This window comes from Erwinia tracheiphila (assembly GCF_021365465.1).
Classification (GTDB): domain Bacteria; phylum Pseudomonadota; class Gammaproteobacteria; order Enterobacterales; family Enterobacteriaceae; genus Erwinia; species Erwinia tracheiphila.
This window is the reverse complement of the sequence record NZ_CP089932.1, coordinates 1,133,486-1,146,903: the sequence shown is the minus strand read 5'-3', so window position 1 is coordinate 1,146,903 and position 13,418 is coordinate 1,133,486. Positions and strand designations below refer to the sequence as shown.

The 13,418-nt window shown below is 55.5% G+C and carries 17 protein-coding genes; 14 read left to right on the top strand and 3 right to left on the bottom strand.

Annotated features, from left to right (window positions below; genetic code table 11):
- The first annotated feature begins 6 nt into the window (after positions 1-6).
- The 13 genes from LU633_RS05875 to LU633_RS05815 all read left to right on the top strand — a co-directional run bounded on the left by LU633_RS05875 (position 7) and on the right by LU633_RS05815 (position 10,353).
- Entirely contained in the window at positions 7-375 is a 369-nt protein-coding gene (locus tag LU633_RS05875; RefSeq protein ID WP_016192711.1) for a hypothetical protein, read from the top strand.
- Positions 375-764, top strand: a complete 390-nt coding sequence (locus LU633_RS05870) for a hypothetical protein (RefSeq protein WP_016192710.1) — start codon at positions 375-377, stop codon at positions 762-764. The genes LU633_RS05875 and LU633_RS05870 overlap by 1 nt, the downstream gene beginning before the upstream one ends.
- A gap of 134 nt (positions 765-898) precedes the next feature.
- Positions 899-3,199: a phage tail tape measure protein gene (locus LU633_RS05865; protein ID WP_016192709.1), complete on the top strand. Its 2,301-nt coding sequence runs from the start codon at positions 899-901 to the stop codon at positions 3,197-3,199.
- Complete coding sequence (locus LU633_RS05860) at positions 3,199-4,518, top strand: DNA circularization protein (protein ID WP_016192708.1); 1,320 nt, start codon at positions 3,199-3,201, stop codon at positions 4,516-4,518. The genes LU633_RS05865 and LU633_RS05860 overlap by 1 nt, the downstream gene beginning before the upstream one ends.
- The gene (locus LU633_RS05855; RefSeq protein ID WP_016192707.1) at positions 4,502-5,620 is read left to right on the top strand and encodes a phage baseplate assembly protein; all 1,119 of its coding nucleotides are present in this window, start codon (positions 4,502-4,504) and stop codon (positions 5,618-5,620) included. Before LU633_RS05860 ends, LU633_RS05855 begins: the two co-directional genes overlap by 17 nt.
- Positions 5,613-6,278: a phage baseplate assembly protein V gene (locus tag LU633_RS05850; RefSeq protein ID WP_016192706.1), complete on the top strand. Its 666-nt coding sequence runs from the start codon at positions 5,613-5,615 to the stop codon at positions 6,276-6,278. The genes LU633_RS05855 and LU633_RS05850 overlap by 8 nt, the downstream gene beginning before the upstream one ends.
- An 85-nt stretch (positions 6,279-6,363) precedes the next feature.
- Positions 6,364-6,714, top strand: coding sequence for a phage GP46 family protein (locus tag LU633_RS05845; RefSeq protein ID WP_016192705.1), 351 nt, complete (start codon positions 6,364-6,366; stop codon positions 6,712-6,714).
- A 10-nt stretch (positions 6,715-6,724) separates the two neighbouring features.
- Positions 6,725-7,795 carry a baseplate J/gp47 family protein gene (locus LU633_RS05840; protein ID WP_016192704.1) on the top strand — a complete coding sequence of 357 codons (1,071 nt, stop codon included), beginning with the start codon at positions 6,725-6,727 and terminating at the stop codon, positions 7,793-7,795.
- Positions 7,792-8,373: a YmfQ family protein gene (locus LU633_RS05835; RefSeq protein WP_016192703.1), complete on the top strand. Its 582-nt coding sequence runs from the start codon at positions 7,792-7,794 to the stop codon at positions 8,371-8,373. The genes LU633_RS05840 and LU633_RS05835 overlap by 4 nt, the downstream gene beginning before the upstream one ends.
- Positions 8,373-9,299, top strand: a complete 927-nt coding sequence (locus LU633_RS05830; protein ID WP_016192702.1) for a phage tail protein — start codon at positions 8,373-8,375, stop codon at positions 9,297-9,299. Before LU633_RS05835 ends, LU633_RS05830 begins: the two co-directional genes overlap by 1 nt.
- A complete protein-coding gene (locus LU633_RS05825) occupies positions 9,296-9,868 on the top strand; it encodes a tail fiber assembly protein (RefSeq protein WP_016192701.1) in 573 nt (190 codons plus the stop codon). Before LU633_RS05830 ends, LU633_RS05825 begins: the two co-directional genes overlap by 4 nt.
- Positions 9,869-9,955: 87 nt before the next feature.
- A complete protein-coding gene (locus LU633_RS05820) occupies positions 9,956-10,126 on the top strand; it encodes a DUF826 domain-containing protein (protein WP_152664264.1) in 171 nt (56 codons plus the stop codon).
- Positions 10,127-10,200: 74 nt separating this feature from the next.
- Positions 10,201-10,353 carry a DUF1378 family protein gene (locus tag LU633_RS05815; protein ID WP_016192699.1) on the top strand — a complete coding sequence of 51 codons (153 nt, stop codon included), beginning with the start codon at positions 10,201-10,203 and terminating at the stop codon, positions 10,351-10,353.
- A gap of 69 nt (positions 10,354-10,422) precedes the next feature.
- On the opposite strand, the gene LU633_RS05810 is transcribed toward LU633_RS05815, so the two are convergent.
- On the bottom strand, positions 10,423-11,007 hold the full coding sequence (locus LU633_RS05810; RefSeq protein WP_016192698.1) for a sugar O-acetyltransferase: 585 nt from the start codon (positions 11,005-11,007) through the stop codon (positions 10,423-10,425).
- A 126-nt stretch (positions 11,008-11,133) separates the two neighbouring features.
- Here LU633_RS05810 and LU633_RS05805 point away from each other — a divergent pair, with 126 nt between their 5' ends.
- Positions 11,134-11,919, top strand: coding sequence for a DNA adenine methylase (locus tag LU633_RS05805; RefSeq protein ID WP_016192697.1), 786 nt, complete (start codon positions 11,134-11,136; stop codon positions 11,917-11,919).
- Here the strand turns inward: LU633_RS05805 and LU633_RS05800 are convergent.
- Together LU633_RS05800 and LU633_RS05795 are read right to left on the bottom strand one after the other, a co-directional pair.
- Positions 11,888-12,124 carry a hypothetical protein gene (locus tag LU633_RS05800; RefSeq protein ID WP_040465837.1) on the bottom strand — a complete coding sequence of 79 codons (237 nt, stop codon included), beginning with the start codon at positions 12,122-12,124 and terminating at the stop codon, positions 11,888-11,890. The two genes, LU633_RS05805 and LU633_RS05800, sit on opposite strands and share 32 nt — an antisense overlap.
- 241 nt (positions 12,125-12,365) lie before the next feature.
- Positions 12,366-13,406 (bottom strand): IS481 family transposase, encoded by a 1,041-nt coding sequence (locus LU633_RS05795; protein ID WP_046371813.1) that lies wholly within the window; start codon positions 13,404-13,406, stop codon positions 12,366-12,368.
- Between the last annotated feature and the right edge of the window lie 12 nt (positions 13,407-13,418).

The following is a 13,418-nucleotide window of genomic DNA, read 5'->3' as shown; positions in this document are numbered from 1 at the left end:
ACGACAATGGCCCTTGAATACGTTGGTTCTATTGTCCTGGACGTTAACAGCGTGGAGGTTGAAGTCACTGACTTCAACCCTACCGAGACAACCGGGAAAAAGCTGGTCAAGACTATGAACAGCACTGGCCGGGCGAAAGGTTATACCCAGGGTATTGCCACATGGGAGCTGTCCATCACGGCGGTGGTGCCGAAAAACACCAATGTCAACTGGGCGCAGATTGCCGGTGCAAAACTGACCCAGACGCCGCTCGGCAGCGGCAAACGCACCACTTATCAGGATGTGTTTGTCACGCAGGTCGGTGAGCAGTACACCGTGGATAACGAGGCGCGTATCAACATCACCGCCTTTGCGCTTAACAAAATTGAGGAATAATGATGTCCGGGAACATTACCTGCACAGGTTCACTGCCGGTTGGCATTCTGTTTGATGGCAAACTGCACCAGGACGTGGTGCTGGGTCTGGCAACGGTCGGGGATGAGATTGCCGTGATTGAAGACGGCGTCTCCGATGCAGGCGTGCCAATTGCGGTGCTGGCCCGCACGCTGACCAAGATTGGCGACATTCCGGCGCAGAGCATCACCTATGAGCTGCTCTGTGACAATCTGGTGTCCGAGGATTACGCCTACCTGCGCACCCTGCGCGACGAGGTGAAAAAAAAGCTCAAATCCACGAGCAGCGCTTCACCGAATACCGGTACACGGTTATCCGGCTCGGACGATACGGCATCTCAGAAGAAAAAATCCGACGCGCCAGCACTGTAGAGCTGGCCGGATGGCTGGACGCCATCACCCGCCGGGAAAACCCCAAAGCCTGGCAGAAAAACCGCACCGTTATCAGCCTGCGTCGCCCCCGCAACAGGGCACGCAGCGCTGCTTCCCGCTAAGAGGACTGCCCCGTGGCCCGTGATTTTGATACTCAGATTAAATTCGGCGTGCAGGACAATGCCACGCCCAAAATCCGGTCGTTATCCGAAGAGTTTCGTCGACTGTCCCGCGATCGTGAAGCTCAGGGAATCAGGTCCGAACAGAGCATACAGCGCGAAATCCTGCGTACAATCAGCGCCTGGAACCGGCTTGAAAGCAGCGGCACCCTGTCGGCAAAGGGGCAGGAGCGTGCATACCAGCAGATGATCTCAACAGTCGGCCGACTGCGTAATGAGATGGCTGAAACGATGCGTGCCCAGAAGGACACGGCTCCAGTGCTGCAGGAGTACCGGCGTATGGCCAGCGCCCGTGAAACGCTGGGTATCCGCTCCGAGCAGTCCATCCGGCGCGAGATTAACCAGACGATGGCCGCGTACAACCGCCTGTCCCGCAGCGGCACCATGAGTGCCGGCGAGCAGAGCCGCGCATGGAACCAGACGCAGGCTACCGTTGCGAGGCTCAGACGCGAACTGGGCGAGACAGAGCGAAGCTATCAGCGCCTTGCCTGCGTGGGAAAAACGGTGGGCGCTATTGGCGGCGGTCTTGTTGCCGGTGCGATGGTGATGCGTAAGCCCATCGAAAATCAGATGCAGTACGATTCCGAGCTGCGTAAGGTGGCCAACTTCGCCTACAAGCATGACAACCTCGCCGGACGACAGTCGGGGATGACGGATATCGACGGTGCGATCAAAACCGCGTTGCGTGAAGGTGGTGGCGATATCAATGGCGCTTTTCATGGTCTGGAGGTGATGCTCCGCTCCGGGACCATGACAAGAGAGCAGGCTTTTCGTGCGTTGCCTGGCGTAATGAAGAACGCAACCGCAACAGAGACCGATGCGGCCTCTGTTGCCAGCCTGCAGTCCAGCGCGTTTAACTTCGGTCTGAATGAGAAGGACGCCCGTGCGGGCCTTAGCGTGACCACCACAATGGCGCAGAACGGCATGGTGGATGTACCTTTGCTGGCCAAAGAAATGCCAAAGGCGCTGGAGTCCGCCAAGTCCATTGGTCTGCATGGCCGTACCGGCTTCTCACAGGTTGCTGCACTCTTCGAGGCAGCTGCACGCGGTGCTGGCTCTCCTGAAGAGGCAGCGACTTTCACCACCAATCTGCTCTCTGAACTGTCCTCACCGACGCTGGCCAACAACTTCAAGCAGATTAAAGTCGGCAAGCGCGGGCTTGATATACGTGCCCTGATGCGTGCCGACGCGGCAAAAGGGCTGACGCCGCTGGATACTGTTGATCGGGCCATTAGCAGCATGGACGATCACGATCCTCAGTTCGTGGCCCTCAATAAGCAGATTGCCCGCACGGCTCCCGGTGAGGCCAGAGCGCAGCTGGAAGCACGCCGCGATCAGATTCATGGGCAGAATGTTGGACGCATCTTTACCAATGAATACTCCCGCATGGGCTTCCTGAACTGGGAACGCAACAAGGACTACTATCACAAGCTGGTCGGGGAAGGTAACGAGCAGTTTGATATGCCTGCCGGTAAAACCTCTGCCGATCTTGATTTTGAACTGGTGAAGGACAGCCCGGCATTTCAGGTCAACAAGGCCAAAAACGAAGCGGCCTTTTCGTCTAATGATACTGCCTCTCCTTTCTCTAAGTGGGTTGGGGAGGCTGCTGATAAAGCGGCTGAGCTGGCACAGGAGTTTCCGAAATTAACAACCGCTATCAGCGGTGCTTATTCAGCCATTCAGGGGCTGGGGGCTATAGGCGGAGCCGGACTCGGTGGCGCTGTGGCGCTGGGTGGGAAAAAACTGTGGAGCGTTCTCCGTGGTGGGTCTGCTGTTGCCGCTGAAGGGGCAGAAATCGCTGCCTCTGGTGGCATAGCCAGCCGCGCCGGGAGTGTTTTAAGCCGTGCCGGAGGTGCAGTTGCGCGTGGTGCTCACTGGGCCGGTGGTGTTCTTGAGGACGGACTGCTCACGCGTGGTGCCGGGTTGATTAACCCCTGGACAGTTGGTGCGCTTGCACTTACGCCCGGCAGCACAGTCAGTAACAGTAGCGAAATGGGCGAACTGGCGCGGTTAAAGCAGCACAATCTTCAGCAAAACAGCGCCGTGGATATCCCTGTTGCGCTCGATGCGCTCAATGAAATGAAGCACTTCATGGAGCAGCACAACTCTGCAACGTCTGCTGGCGCAGGTGGTGGTGCTGCATCTCCGGCTAAAACCCCGCCGGTACCCGTTCTTAACGCAAATTTCTATCTCGACGGGCGCGCGCTTACCGACGCGGTGTTGCGCCGGGTTGACGTTGATTCAAGGAGGCAGTAATGGCGGATGCTATCAATGAAATCGCTTCGGCGCTGGGCGTCGACCTGCTGATGCCGGCCTCGTTCCGGGGCGTGGAGTTCGACTGTCTGTTTACCCGCGACACGCTGGCAAAGGACACCGTGTCCTACGCTTACCCGTACCGGGACGGCGAAGAGGTGGAAGACCAGGGGCTGAAAGCGGTGAACTTCCGCCTGCAGGCACTCTTCTGGGGCAATCGCTATCAGACGCAGCTTAAAGCCTTTTTAAACGCCCTTAAAACGGCGGGCACTGGCGAACTGGTTCACCCGGTATATGGCTCGGTGCCGGACGTGCAGTTTCTGGAGGCCGGGGTATTCCATGAGGTGGAGCCGGTTAACGCCGTCACCGTAGACCTGGTCTTTGTGGAGAGCGGCAAGCCTGATGCGCTGTTTGCCACCACCCATTACGAGGCAGACGGCGACAGTATTTTCGACAGTGCCGTCAGCTGGTTCGGGGACGCAATGGATACGCTGCGCGACATTCAACAGGATATTGCCCGCGTCACCAATATCATCGCCTCAGCCGAGTACGTGGTCAACGCCCTGGCAAACGAAGTGCAGTCCACTATCGGCAGCGCTCTAAATTACCTGGACTATCCGACCGCCTTTATCTCCGACCTGAAGCACCTGACCGGCGCATTCACTGACCGGCTGTCACTGAGCGAAGCTTCCCGCCTGTCGGACTGGAACGCGCTGACCGGGCTGAAGGACACCATGCTGACATTACCGGCGCAGCGCACCACCGCGCAGCAGACCATGTCTTCCGGCAGCGTGTTCGCCTCCACCCTGCGCCGCGCCAGCGTGATGCCACAGAGCGATACGGAGATGATTAACCAGGCCATCCGCCTGGTGGCCGTCAGCGAAATGACTGATACGACCAGCGATATTTTTGTGAATGAGACCGCCTCCCCGACGCTGTCCTCGACCGATATCGAGCGCATCACCGGCGACGTGCGCACCCTGATTGTGGAGGCTATCGCCGCCCAGCGGGCGTCCGTCTCGGCGCGTATGGCCACCGCCGTTCGCGAGCAGGCCGGTACGCCGGATACCCGTCAGGATCAGGCCATCATTGCTGCGCTGCAGGAAAGCGCCGGGCACCTGCAGGAGCAGGCTCGCGGGCTGATACTGGCGCTGCCGCCGCTGGTACAGCGTCAGGTGACGCGCCGCTGTAATCTGCCCTTGCTGGCGTTTGAGTGGTACGGCGACGCTTCCCGCGCCACGCAGCTGGCCCGCCTCAATCCATCACTGCGCCAGTCCAATAACCTGAATCCGGGAGATGTGCTGTATGCCTGGGCAAGATGAGCAGCGCCTGACGCTGCGTATCGGGGGCCGGTCGCATGACGACTGGGAGCGCTTCGAGGTGGATTCCGACCTGCTGACCCCTGCGGGCGGCTGGCAGCTGTCGGTCGGCACCGCAGAGCCGGTGTTGCCCACGAATGTGGAAGCCGGAGCCAAAGCCGAGCTGCGCTACGGCGACAGTACCATCATGACCGGCATGATTGATGAGCTGAGCCATGACGTGAGCCGTGGCCAGCATATGCTTGAGCTGAACGGTCGCGATGCAGCGGCGGTACTGGTGGACTGTTCGGCCCCCATTTTTACCGCGCAGGAAATGACGCTGCAGGAGGTTATTTCGCAGGTGATTAAGCCGCTGGGCGTGACCGCTATTCGCATGCAGGCTGAGAACCCCGGCAGCGTGAAGAAGGTCAGCATCGAGCCGGGCGACAGTGCGTGGGATGCGCTGAAGCGCGTCGCTGAGATGAGCGGCCTGTGGCCGTGGATGGCCCCGGACGGCACGCTGATTATCGGCGGGCCGGACTATAGCGCCGCGCCGGTGGATACGCTCATCATGCACCGTGATGGCCAGAACAATAACCTGCTCAGGCTGGGCAAGCGTACCGATATGAGCGGGCGTTACTCTCAGACCACGGTACTGGCGCAGGGGCACGGCACCGGGCATGAGGACGGCAAGGCCAACCGCAAATGCACGGTGAAAGACACCACCATGACGCTCTGGCGCCCGCGTATCGTGGTGGAGGGTGATTCGCAGAGCGATGAAGAGGTGCAGTTCCGCGCCCGCAAGCTGCAGGCGGATGCGAGGCTGAACGGTTTTGCGCTCTCGGCCACCCTGCGTGGCTTCACTACCGCGAGTGGCACGCTGTGGGCACCGGGTCAGCGGGTTTTTGTTAAAAGCGACGTTCACGGGCTGGATGACGTTTACTTCATCATGCAGCGCACCTTCCGGGGCGGACGTGGCCAGCGGCAGGAAACCACGCTGCTGCTACGTGAGGACGGTATCTGGTTGCCGGATGCATATCCGAAGTCCGGGCACCGCAAGGGGCACCGGCGCGGCAAAAAAGACAAGGGACTGTGGACAACATGGGAGCAGGTCGATAATGCCTGATTTTTCTGGACTGGTGGATAAACGCATCCGTAAAGCACTCAGTGGGCTGCGGCTGGCCTTTCGCGGCGTGCTGACCCGTATCACTACCACTTGCGGCGTACAGACCGCCCAGGTGGCCGGACTGGCCCCTGAAGGGCTTGAAGGCATCGAAATGTTCCAGCAGTATGGCTTCACCACCGTTCCGCCAGAGGGCGCGATGGCGATTGTACTGCCGCTGGGTGGGCGTACCAGCCACGGGATCGTAATTGCCACCGAACACAGCAGCTATCGTCTGCAGGGGCTGAAGTCCGGCGAGGTGGCCATCTATACCGATGAGGGAGCCAGCATCGTGCTGAAACGTAACCGAATCATCGCCATCACCTGCGACGACTGGGAGCTAGACTGCAAGCGCATGAAAGTGAATGCCTCGGAGTCGGTGGTATTCACCACACCGGAGCTGAGTACGTCAGAAAAACTCACTGCGCAGGGGCTTATCAGCGGCAACGGCGGTATGGCCATCAAAGGCGGTGACGGTGGCGTAACAGCCTCGTTTGAGGGTAATATCAGCCATAAGGACGGCACTATCACCTCGGTGGCAGTCACCATCAACGGTGTTAAAATTGGGCCTCACATCCACGACACCCCGGATGGGCCGTCAGGCCCGCCCAAAAACGCATAACCTCACCGGGGCATCCCCGCCCCGGACTTAGCCGCTTCACCCCCGTACCTTCCTGCCTTACCGCTCCTGCGGCATTCTGACCGCTATGGACGCCTATATCGATCACACCACCGGCGATTACACCGGACAGCGCTGTACCGACCTGCATAACGCGGTCTGGCTGCGTCTGCGTATCCGCAAAGGCACGTACTGGGCTGACCCGCAGATGGGGTCACGCCTGCACGAACTGGCCCGCGCAAAGGATACGCCGCAGACCCGCACGCTGGCTCGCCAGTATGCCGAACAGGCGCTGCAGCCGCTGATTGATGACAAACGGGCGACCGTTGTGGATGTGGCTGTCACCTCGCCTGAAACCGGCTGGCTGTTGCTTTCCATCACGGTCACCAGCGCGGGCGGGGATGTACTCACCTTCCGGCATCCGGTCAAAGTGGTTTAAACGGGGAATTATGGCACGCAGCGTACCGGCACTCACCGACATTACTCAACAACAGCTACGGGATATCCGCAACCAGCTCCCGGATGCGGACGTCTCCGGGGACAGCGACTATGCCATCCGGGCGAACGCCATCTCCGGCGTGGCTCAGGGGCTGTATAACGACCAGGGCTGGATACTGCGCCAGATATTCCCTGACACCGCCGACCATGACTGGCTGGTGATGCACGCCCGCTCACGTGGTCTGTCACCCAAACCCGCCAGCGCGGCAAGCGGTCAGGCGATATTCACCGGTTCGGTGGGCCTGAAAGTGGCCAGCGGTCTTCAGTTCCGTCCACGCGGCGGCAATGTGCTGTACCAGACCACGGCAGAGGCCACGCTCAGCGATAAAGGCTCCGTCACCGTGAGCGCCAGCGCCATGACACCTGGCGTCATGGGCAACCTCAGCGACAACACTGCCGCCACGCTGCTCAGTGCGCCGCAGGGCATCGACAGCTCGGTGACGATTAAGACCATGCGCGGTGGCACGGATGCCGAGAGCGATGACTCGCTACTCTCGCGTCTGCTGGAGCTGATGCGCCGCCCGCCTGCCGGGGGCAACAAATACGACTACCGCCGCTGGGCGATGGAGGTCAGCGGCGTATCAGAGGCTTACGTTTACCCCCTGCGCCGGGGCTATGGCACCGTGGACGTGGTGATTACCGCCAGCGGCGGCCTGCCCTCCGAGGAGACCCTCAAGGCGGTGCAGGCCCATATCGACGACCAGCGCCCGGTGACGGCGAAAGACACGCTGATAATGGCTCCTGAGCCGCTCAGTACCGATATCTCTGTCAAAGTCAGCCTTGACGGGCTTTCGCCCGATGAGGCCAGGGCACAGATAACCCTGGTGCTGACGGATTATTTCAGCCGTCTGGCTCCGGGAGAGATTGCGGTCAGAACCCAGATGGGTGCGCTTATTTCCGATATCACCGGCGTGGTGGATTACGAGCTGGTGACGCCGACAGGTAACATTGTGCCGGAAGTCAGCGACAAAACCGTGCAGTGGATACGTCCGGGCACTATCACCGTGGACGAGCTGAAATGACCGGGAACGACTACCGCGAGCTGCTGTATCTGCTGCTGCCTGATGGCTATGCCCGTAACGGCCAGCGCCTGAACGCGGAGCTGCAGGCCGAAGGTAACGCGCTGGCAAACGTCGAGCGTGGTGCTCAGGACGTGCTGAACGGCGTGACGCCTTTCACCGCCGCCGCGCTTCTGTCGGACTGGGAGCGCGTGCTGGGCTTATCGGTCAGCAGCGGGATGACCATTCAGGCCCGCCGCCAGCAGATTATGGCGAAGCTGAACGAAACCGGAGGGCTGAGTCGCAGCTATTTTATCCGCCTGGCGAAGTCGCTGGGCTATGACGTCACCATCGACGAGCCGGAGCCGTTCCGCTGTGGCCGTAACCGCTGCGGGGACAGGCTCTGGATACCGGAAATTGTCTGGGTCTGGATCGTGAATATTCAGGATGGTCAGGTGCCGGTGTACCGCTTCCGCTGCGGCAGTTCGGCTACGTGTGAGCGCCTGATGTCATTTGGCCAGAATATGCTGGAGAGCATATTCCGCGATTTAAAACCTGCTCATACACAGGTTGTATTTAATTACGTGGAGAATAGAACGTAATGAAAGATATTATCGAGCCGGTTGATACCGACGATGGATTATTTCACGATGGCGACCCGTCAACCGGCGCGGAAGGCACCATCGTTTACGCCAAAATCATGAATGCGCTTCAGGGCGGCATTATTGATATTCAGACCGAGAATAAAAATATTCTGGCTGAAGCTCAGATGGTGCCTGACCCGTCGAAGAATAACCAGTTGCTGACGGCCATAAAAGCCATTGCCACAGCGATTGCGGCTGCAGCTGCATCGGTTGCTGTGCCTGTGGGGACTCCGCTCTCGTGGCCGACAACCACACCGCCTGACGGCTACGCCATCATGCAGGGGCAGACATTTGACACCGCCAAATACCCTAAAACCGCTGCGGCCTATCCATCCGGCAAACTGCCCGATATGCGCGGGCAGACCATTAAAGGTGCGCCTGACGGTCGTGCATTATTAAGTCTCGAAGCTGACGGAATTAAGTCTCACGGGCATACCGCAACGGCGTCAAATACCGACCTCGGCACCAAGACCTCAGCCGCCTTTGATTATGGTACGAAAACCACGTCAAACACGGATTTGGGGACAAAAGCGACCACGGCATTTGATTATGGAACAAAGACTACCAATAGCGCAGGGGCGCATACCCATACTTATACAGCACCTTATTTCCCTAGAGGAAATGGAGCATCTGGAAGTAGTTATGTTTTAAGTGGTAAAAGTGCTACGACTTCATCCGCAGGTGCACACACTCATACCGTCGCTATCGGTTCGCATACCCATAACGTGGTTCTCGGTGCCCATGCCCATACCGTGGACATCGGTGCACATACTCATACCATTGTTATGGGCACACACGGTCATACTATTACGGTCGCCGCAGCCGGTAATGCGGAAAATACCGTTAAAAACATCGCATTTAATTATATTGTGAGGCTCGCATGACTTTCAAAATGTCCGATAACGCTCAGACCATTAAAGTATTTAATTTACGTGCAGACACCAGTGAGTTTATTGGTGCCGGTGATGCGTATATCGCACCGCATACAGGATTACCCGCCAACTGCACAGAAATAGCGCCACCGGCAATTCCCGTCGACCATGCTGCTATTTTTGATGAAGCCAAACAGGCCTGGTCGCTCACCGAAGACCATCGCGGTGTTACTGTTTATGATATCACCTCCGGGGCATCTACTGTGATTGACTTGCTGGGGCCACTGCCGGAGAGCGTGGTGACGACAGCTCCCTCCGGGCAGTACGAGAAGTGGGACGGGAAAGCCTGGGTTAAGGATGAAGAGGCTGAGAAAAATGCCCTGCTGGCTGAAGCAACAGCCAAACAGAACCAGTTAATCACTGAAGCCCGCCAGGTTATCGGCGAATGGCAGACTGCGCTGATGCTGGGTTCTCTCTCTGACGCTAACAAAACCAAATTACAGACCTGGCTTGACTATATCGAGGCACTGAAAAATGTCGACCTCAGTAAGCCAGAATGGCCAGAAAAACCCGCTCAATAAGAATCAACTCGAAAAGGGGATAATATCATGAGGCTTCATTCATGGATTTCCTCCGTATTTAAATGCAAATCAAATGAGGTAATAAAAATGGCAGAAATTAAAGATATTGTGAATGACGATCTGGTGAAAAAAGCGCTTCTCTCTGACCAGGTAAAAGAAGCGGTTAAAACACAAATCAAAACTGACCTGGATAGTCAGATTGATGGTGCTGTAGATACCGCTCTGGCTGACTTGCTGGGCAGCAGCGAACAACAGTAAGCAATCGCACTATTTATCACTTGATGCGCCAGAAACGGCGCATCATTCTTGCTACATCATTTCAGGAATGGCAAATGACATTGGTTCAAACTGCATTACTTTATGGCTGCACTGCTGTTTGTGCGCTCTATCTTGTTGCCGGGGGCTATAAAACCATCCGTGCTTATATTCGCAAAAAGATTGACCAAGCGGCTGAAGCGAAAGCTGTGTCGGCAAAATCTACTTAACCAGACCATATCTCTCTGGCAGAGACTGGATTGCAAAGAAAACGCCAGTTCGCTGGCGTTTAGATAATCTCAAGATACAAGTTGTTTTATGAGTTTAGCAGGCGAGCCAGCATATAGGACGTTTGGTGGGACATCACAATTGACTACACTATTGGCACCAATGACGCTGTTATCACCAATGGATACACCAGGTAAAATTACCGTCCCAGCACCAATCCAAACGTTATTACCTATCCAAATAGGTTTAATGACATTAATATGCCTATCACACGGATTGACAACGTGAGTAACGGTACAAATATTAACATTAGGACCAATTAACGTATTATCTCCAATATTTATTGGCGCATTGTCCAGAAAAGTGCAGCCTGAATTAATGTAAAGATTTTTCCCGATGGATATCTTTCCGAATTCATAATAAAACGGAGCGACAATAGTAGACTTCCCTTCAAAGACAATACCTGTTTTTAACAATATTTTATTTTCTTTTTTTCTGCCATGTGGCTGCTGTTGAAGAAGGCTCTTGCTCTTCTTACAGAGATATGCCTTGAACAAAGAAGAAATAAATATTCTAACATTTAACCGGCACCTTTCAATTGAAGAAAGCAAACGATAATACATTGCTGCACTGTAATCAAAGAGTTTACCCCCCACTCAGGCAAAGCACAGGATGAGTGCTACCTGAGCATAGCAGGCCATGAACTATAACTATGCATATCATCGGGTTTAGCGATCAATAAATTCAAATTGATCAGCAATTCTGATAATGGAGTTAGTTCAATGGTTACAACAGTCATTCCCTGGGTTGGAGGTAAGCGTAAACTGGCTAAGTCTCTCTTGCCTTTGTTTCCAGCGCATACCTGCTACGTTGAGCCTTTCTGTGGCGGTGCTGCGCTTTTCTTTATGAAAGAGCCATCGAAGGCCGAAGTACTGAACGATATTAATAGCGACATCGTTAACCTTTACCGGGTTATCCAGAATCACCTCGAAGAGTTTATAAAGCAGTTTAAATGGGCTTTAACCAGCCGCGAAATATTCCAGTGGCTCAAAGATACGCCCCCTGAAACGCTGACTGATATACAACGAGCGGCTAGGTTCTACTATCTGCAAAAATTATCCTTTGGAGCCAAAGCAGAGGGGCGAACATTTGGCACCAGCGCTACAGGCCCTTCGAAATTAAACCTGTTACGGCTGGGAGAAACGCTGTCAGAGGCCTGGCTGCGTCTGCATCGGGTAACAATAGAACATCTGGACTGGAAAACATGTATAACCCGTTACGACAGGCCAGACACGCTGTTTTACCTTGACCCGCCGTACTGGCAAACGCAGGGTTACGGCGTACCGTTCGGTCTTGAAGAGTATGCCGCAATGGCAGAACTGGCACGCAGATGCCAAGGGAGGATGATTATCTCAGTTAACGATCACCCGGACATGCGCCGGGTGTTTGAAGGGCTGGAGATGATGACAGTTAATACAACGTACTCAGTAGGCAGTAATAACGGCCATAAGGCGTTTGAGTTGGTTATATGCAACTTCAGCCTTGAGATTGATGCATCGAGGCTTTAAACCCTTCTGAAAGGCACCACAGGCCGTTATTTTCGACGGCTACATCAAACACCGCCATTTGCTCAAGTATGAAGCGGGTGGCGTGTTCACGTTGTCCGGTTATGTAGGCGATGGCCTGTAGAGTCAGTGAGGTCGTCTGACCGAAGGTTGAAATAACGTCATACGCATCGTCAGTCATGGTCTGGCGAATCTGATTAAAGTTCATGGTCAATTCCTTCTAAGCGACTAAGAAATCTACAGGCCTGTAGTGCGGCGCACACTAACTCGACGGGATCGGACAGTCCAGTGGAAGGAAATATAGAAGGTTAGAAGTGGTTTTATCGGTTGAAAATTGCGCTTATTTGGAAGGTATTTGATATTAGCCGGAGGGGTATCACCGCGAATCAAATGTACTAGCTCAGACCTGATCTGACAGTTACCGGTTATTTATACAGGTGTCTGTCAGATTACATCTGGTTCAGATTTTTTTCTGCCCAGACTCGTTTACCATCAAGTAACGTGGCCATTGGCGTACGCCCGCAGCACATTTTTCCCTGATGAGTTCGCTCATTATTGTAATGCCACAACCAGTTGTCCAGATCCGTTTGCAGGCTCTCCAGGTCTTCGTATAACTTCTTACGGAACGTAACCTGATAAAAATCCTGCAAAATAGTTTTATGGAAGCGCTCGCAGATGCCGTTCGTCTGCGGAGACATCGCCTTCGTTTTTGTATGGTCGATATCGTTGATGGCCAGATACAGCTGGTAATCATGCTGCTCCACCTTACCACAGTACTCCGTTCCCCTGTCGGTCAGGATCCTCAGCATCGGCAGTCCCTGAGCCTCGTAGAACGGCAGTACGCGATCATTGAGCAGGTCTGCGGCGGTGATCGGCGTTTTACTCGTATACAGCTTGCAGTGTGCCACTTTCGAGTACGTATCCACGAACGTCTGCTGGTAGATACGACCCACACCTTTCAGATTGCCCACGTAGAAGGTGTCCTGCGACCCGAGATAACCCGGGTGAGCAGTTTCGATTTCTCCGCTGGCCTCGTCATCGTGGGCCTTCTTCTCCAGCGCTGCGATTTGAGCGTCGGTAAGCACGATGCCTTCTCTGGCGACCTTTTCCTCAAGTGCCTTCAGGCGTTTACGGAAGTTCTCCAGGTCGTGCCGTTGCCAGATGGAGCGCACGCCGCTACCGGAGATAAACACGCCTTTTTTACGCAGCTCATTACTGGTCCGGTGTTGCCCGTGGGCCGGGAACTCAACGGCATATTCAACAACAGCGCGTTCAGTGGCTTCGTCGGCGCGGTTCTTCAGGTTGGGGACGCGGCGGTTCTGGTTAATCAGCGCATCGATGCCGCCTTCAGCAGCCAGTTCCTGATAACGGTAAAACGTGTCGCGTGACACGCCCATGATCTTGCAGGCTTTTGATACGTTACCGAGTTCTTCGGCGAGATTGAGCAGGCCGGCTTTGTGTTTGATGATGGGATTGTTAGTATGAATCATGAGAGTTACCTC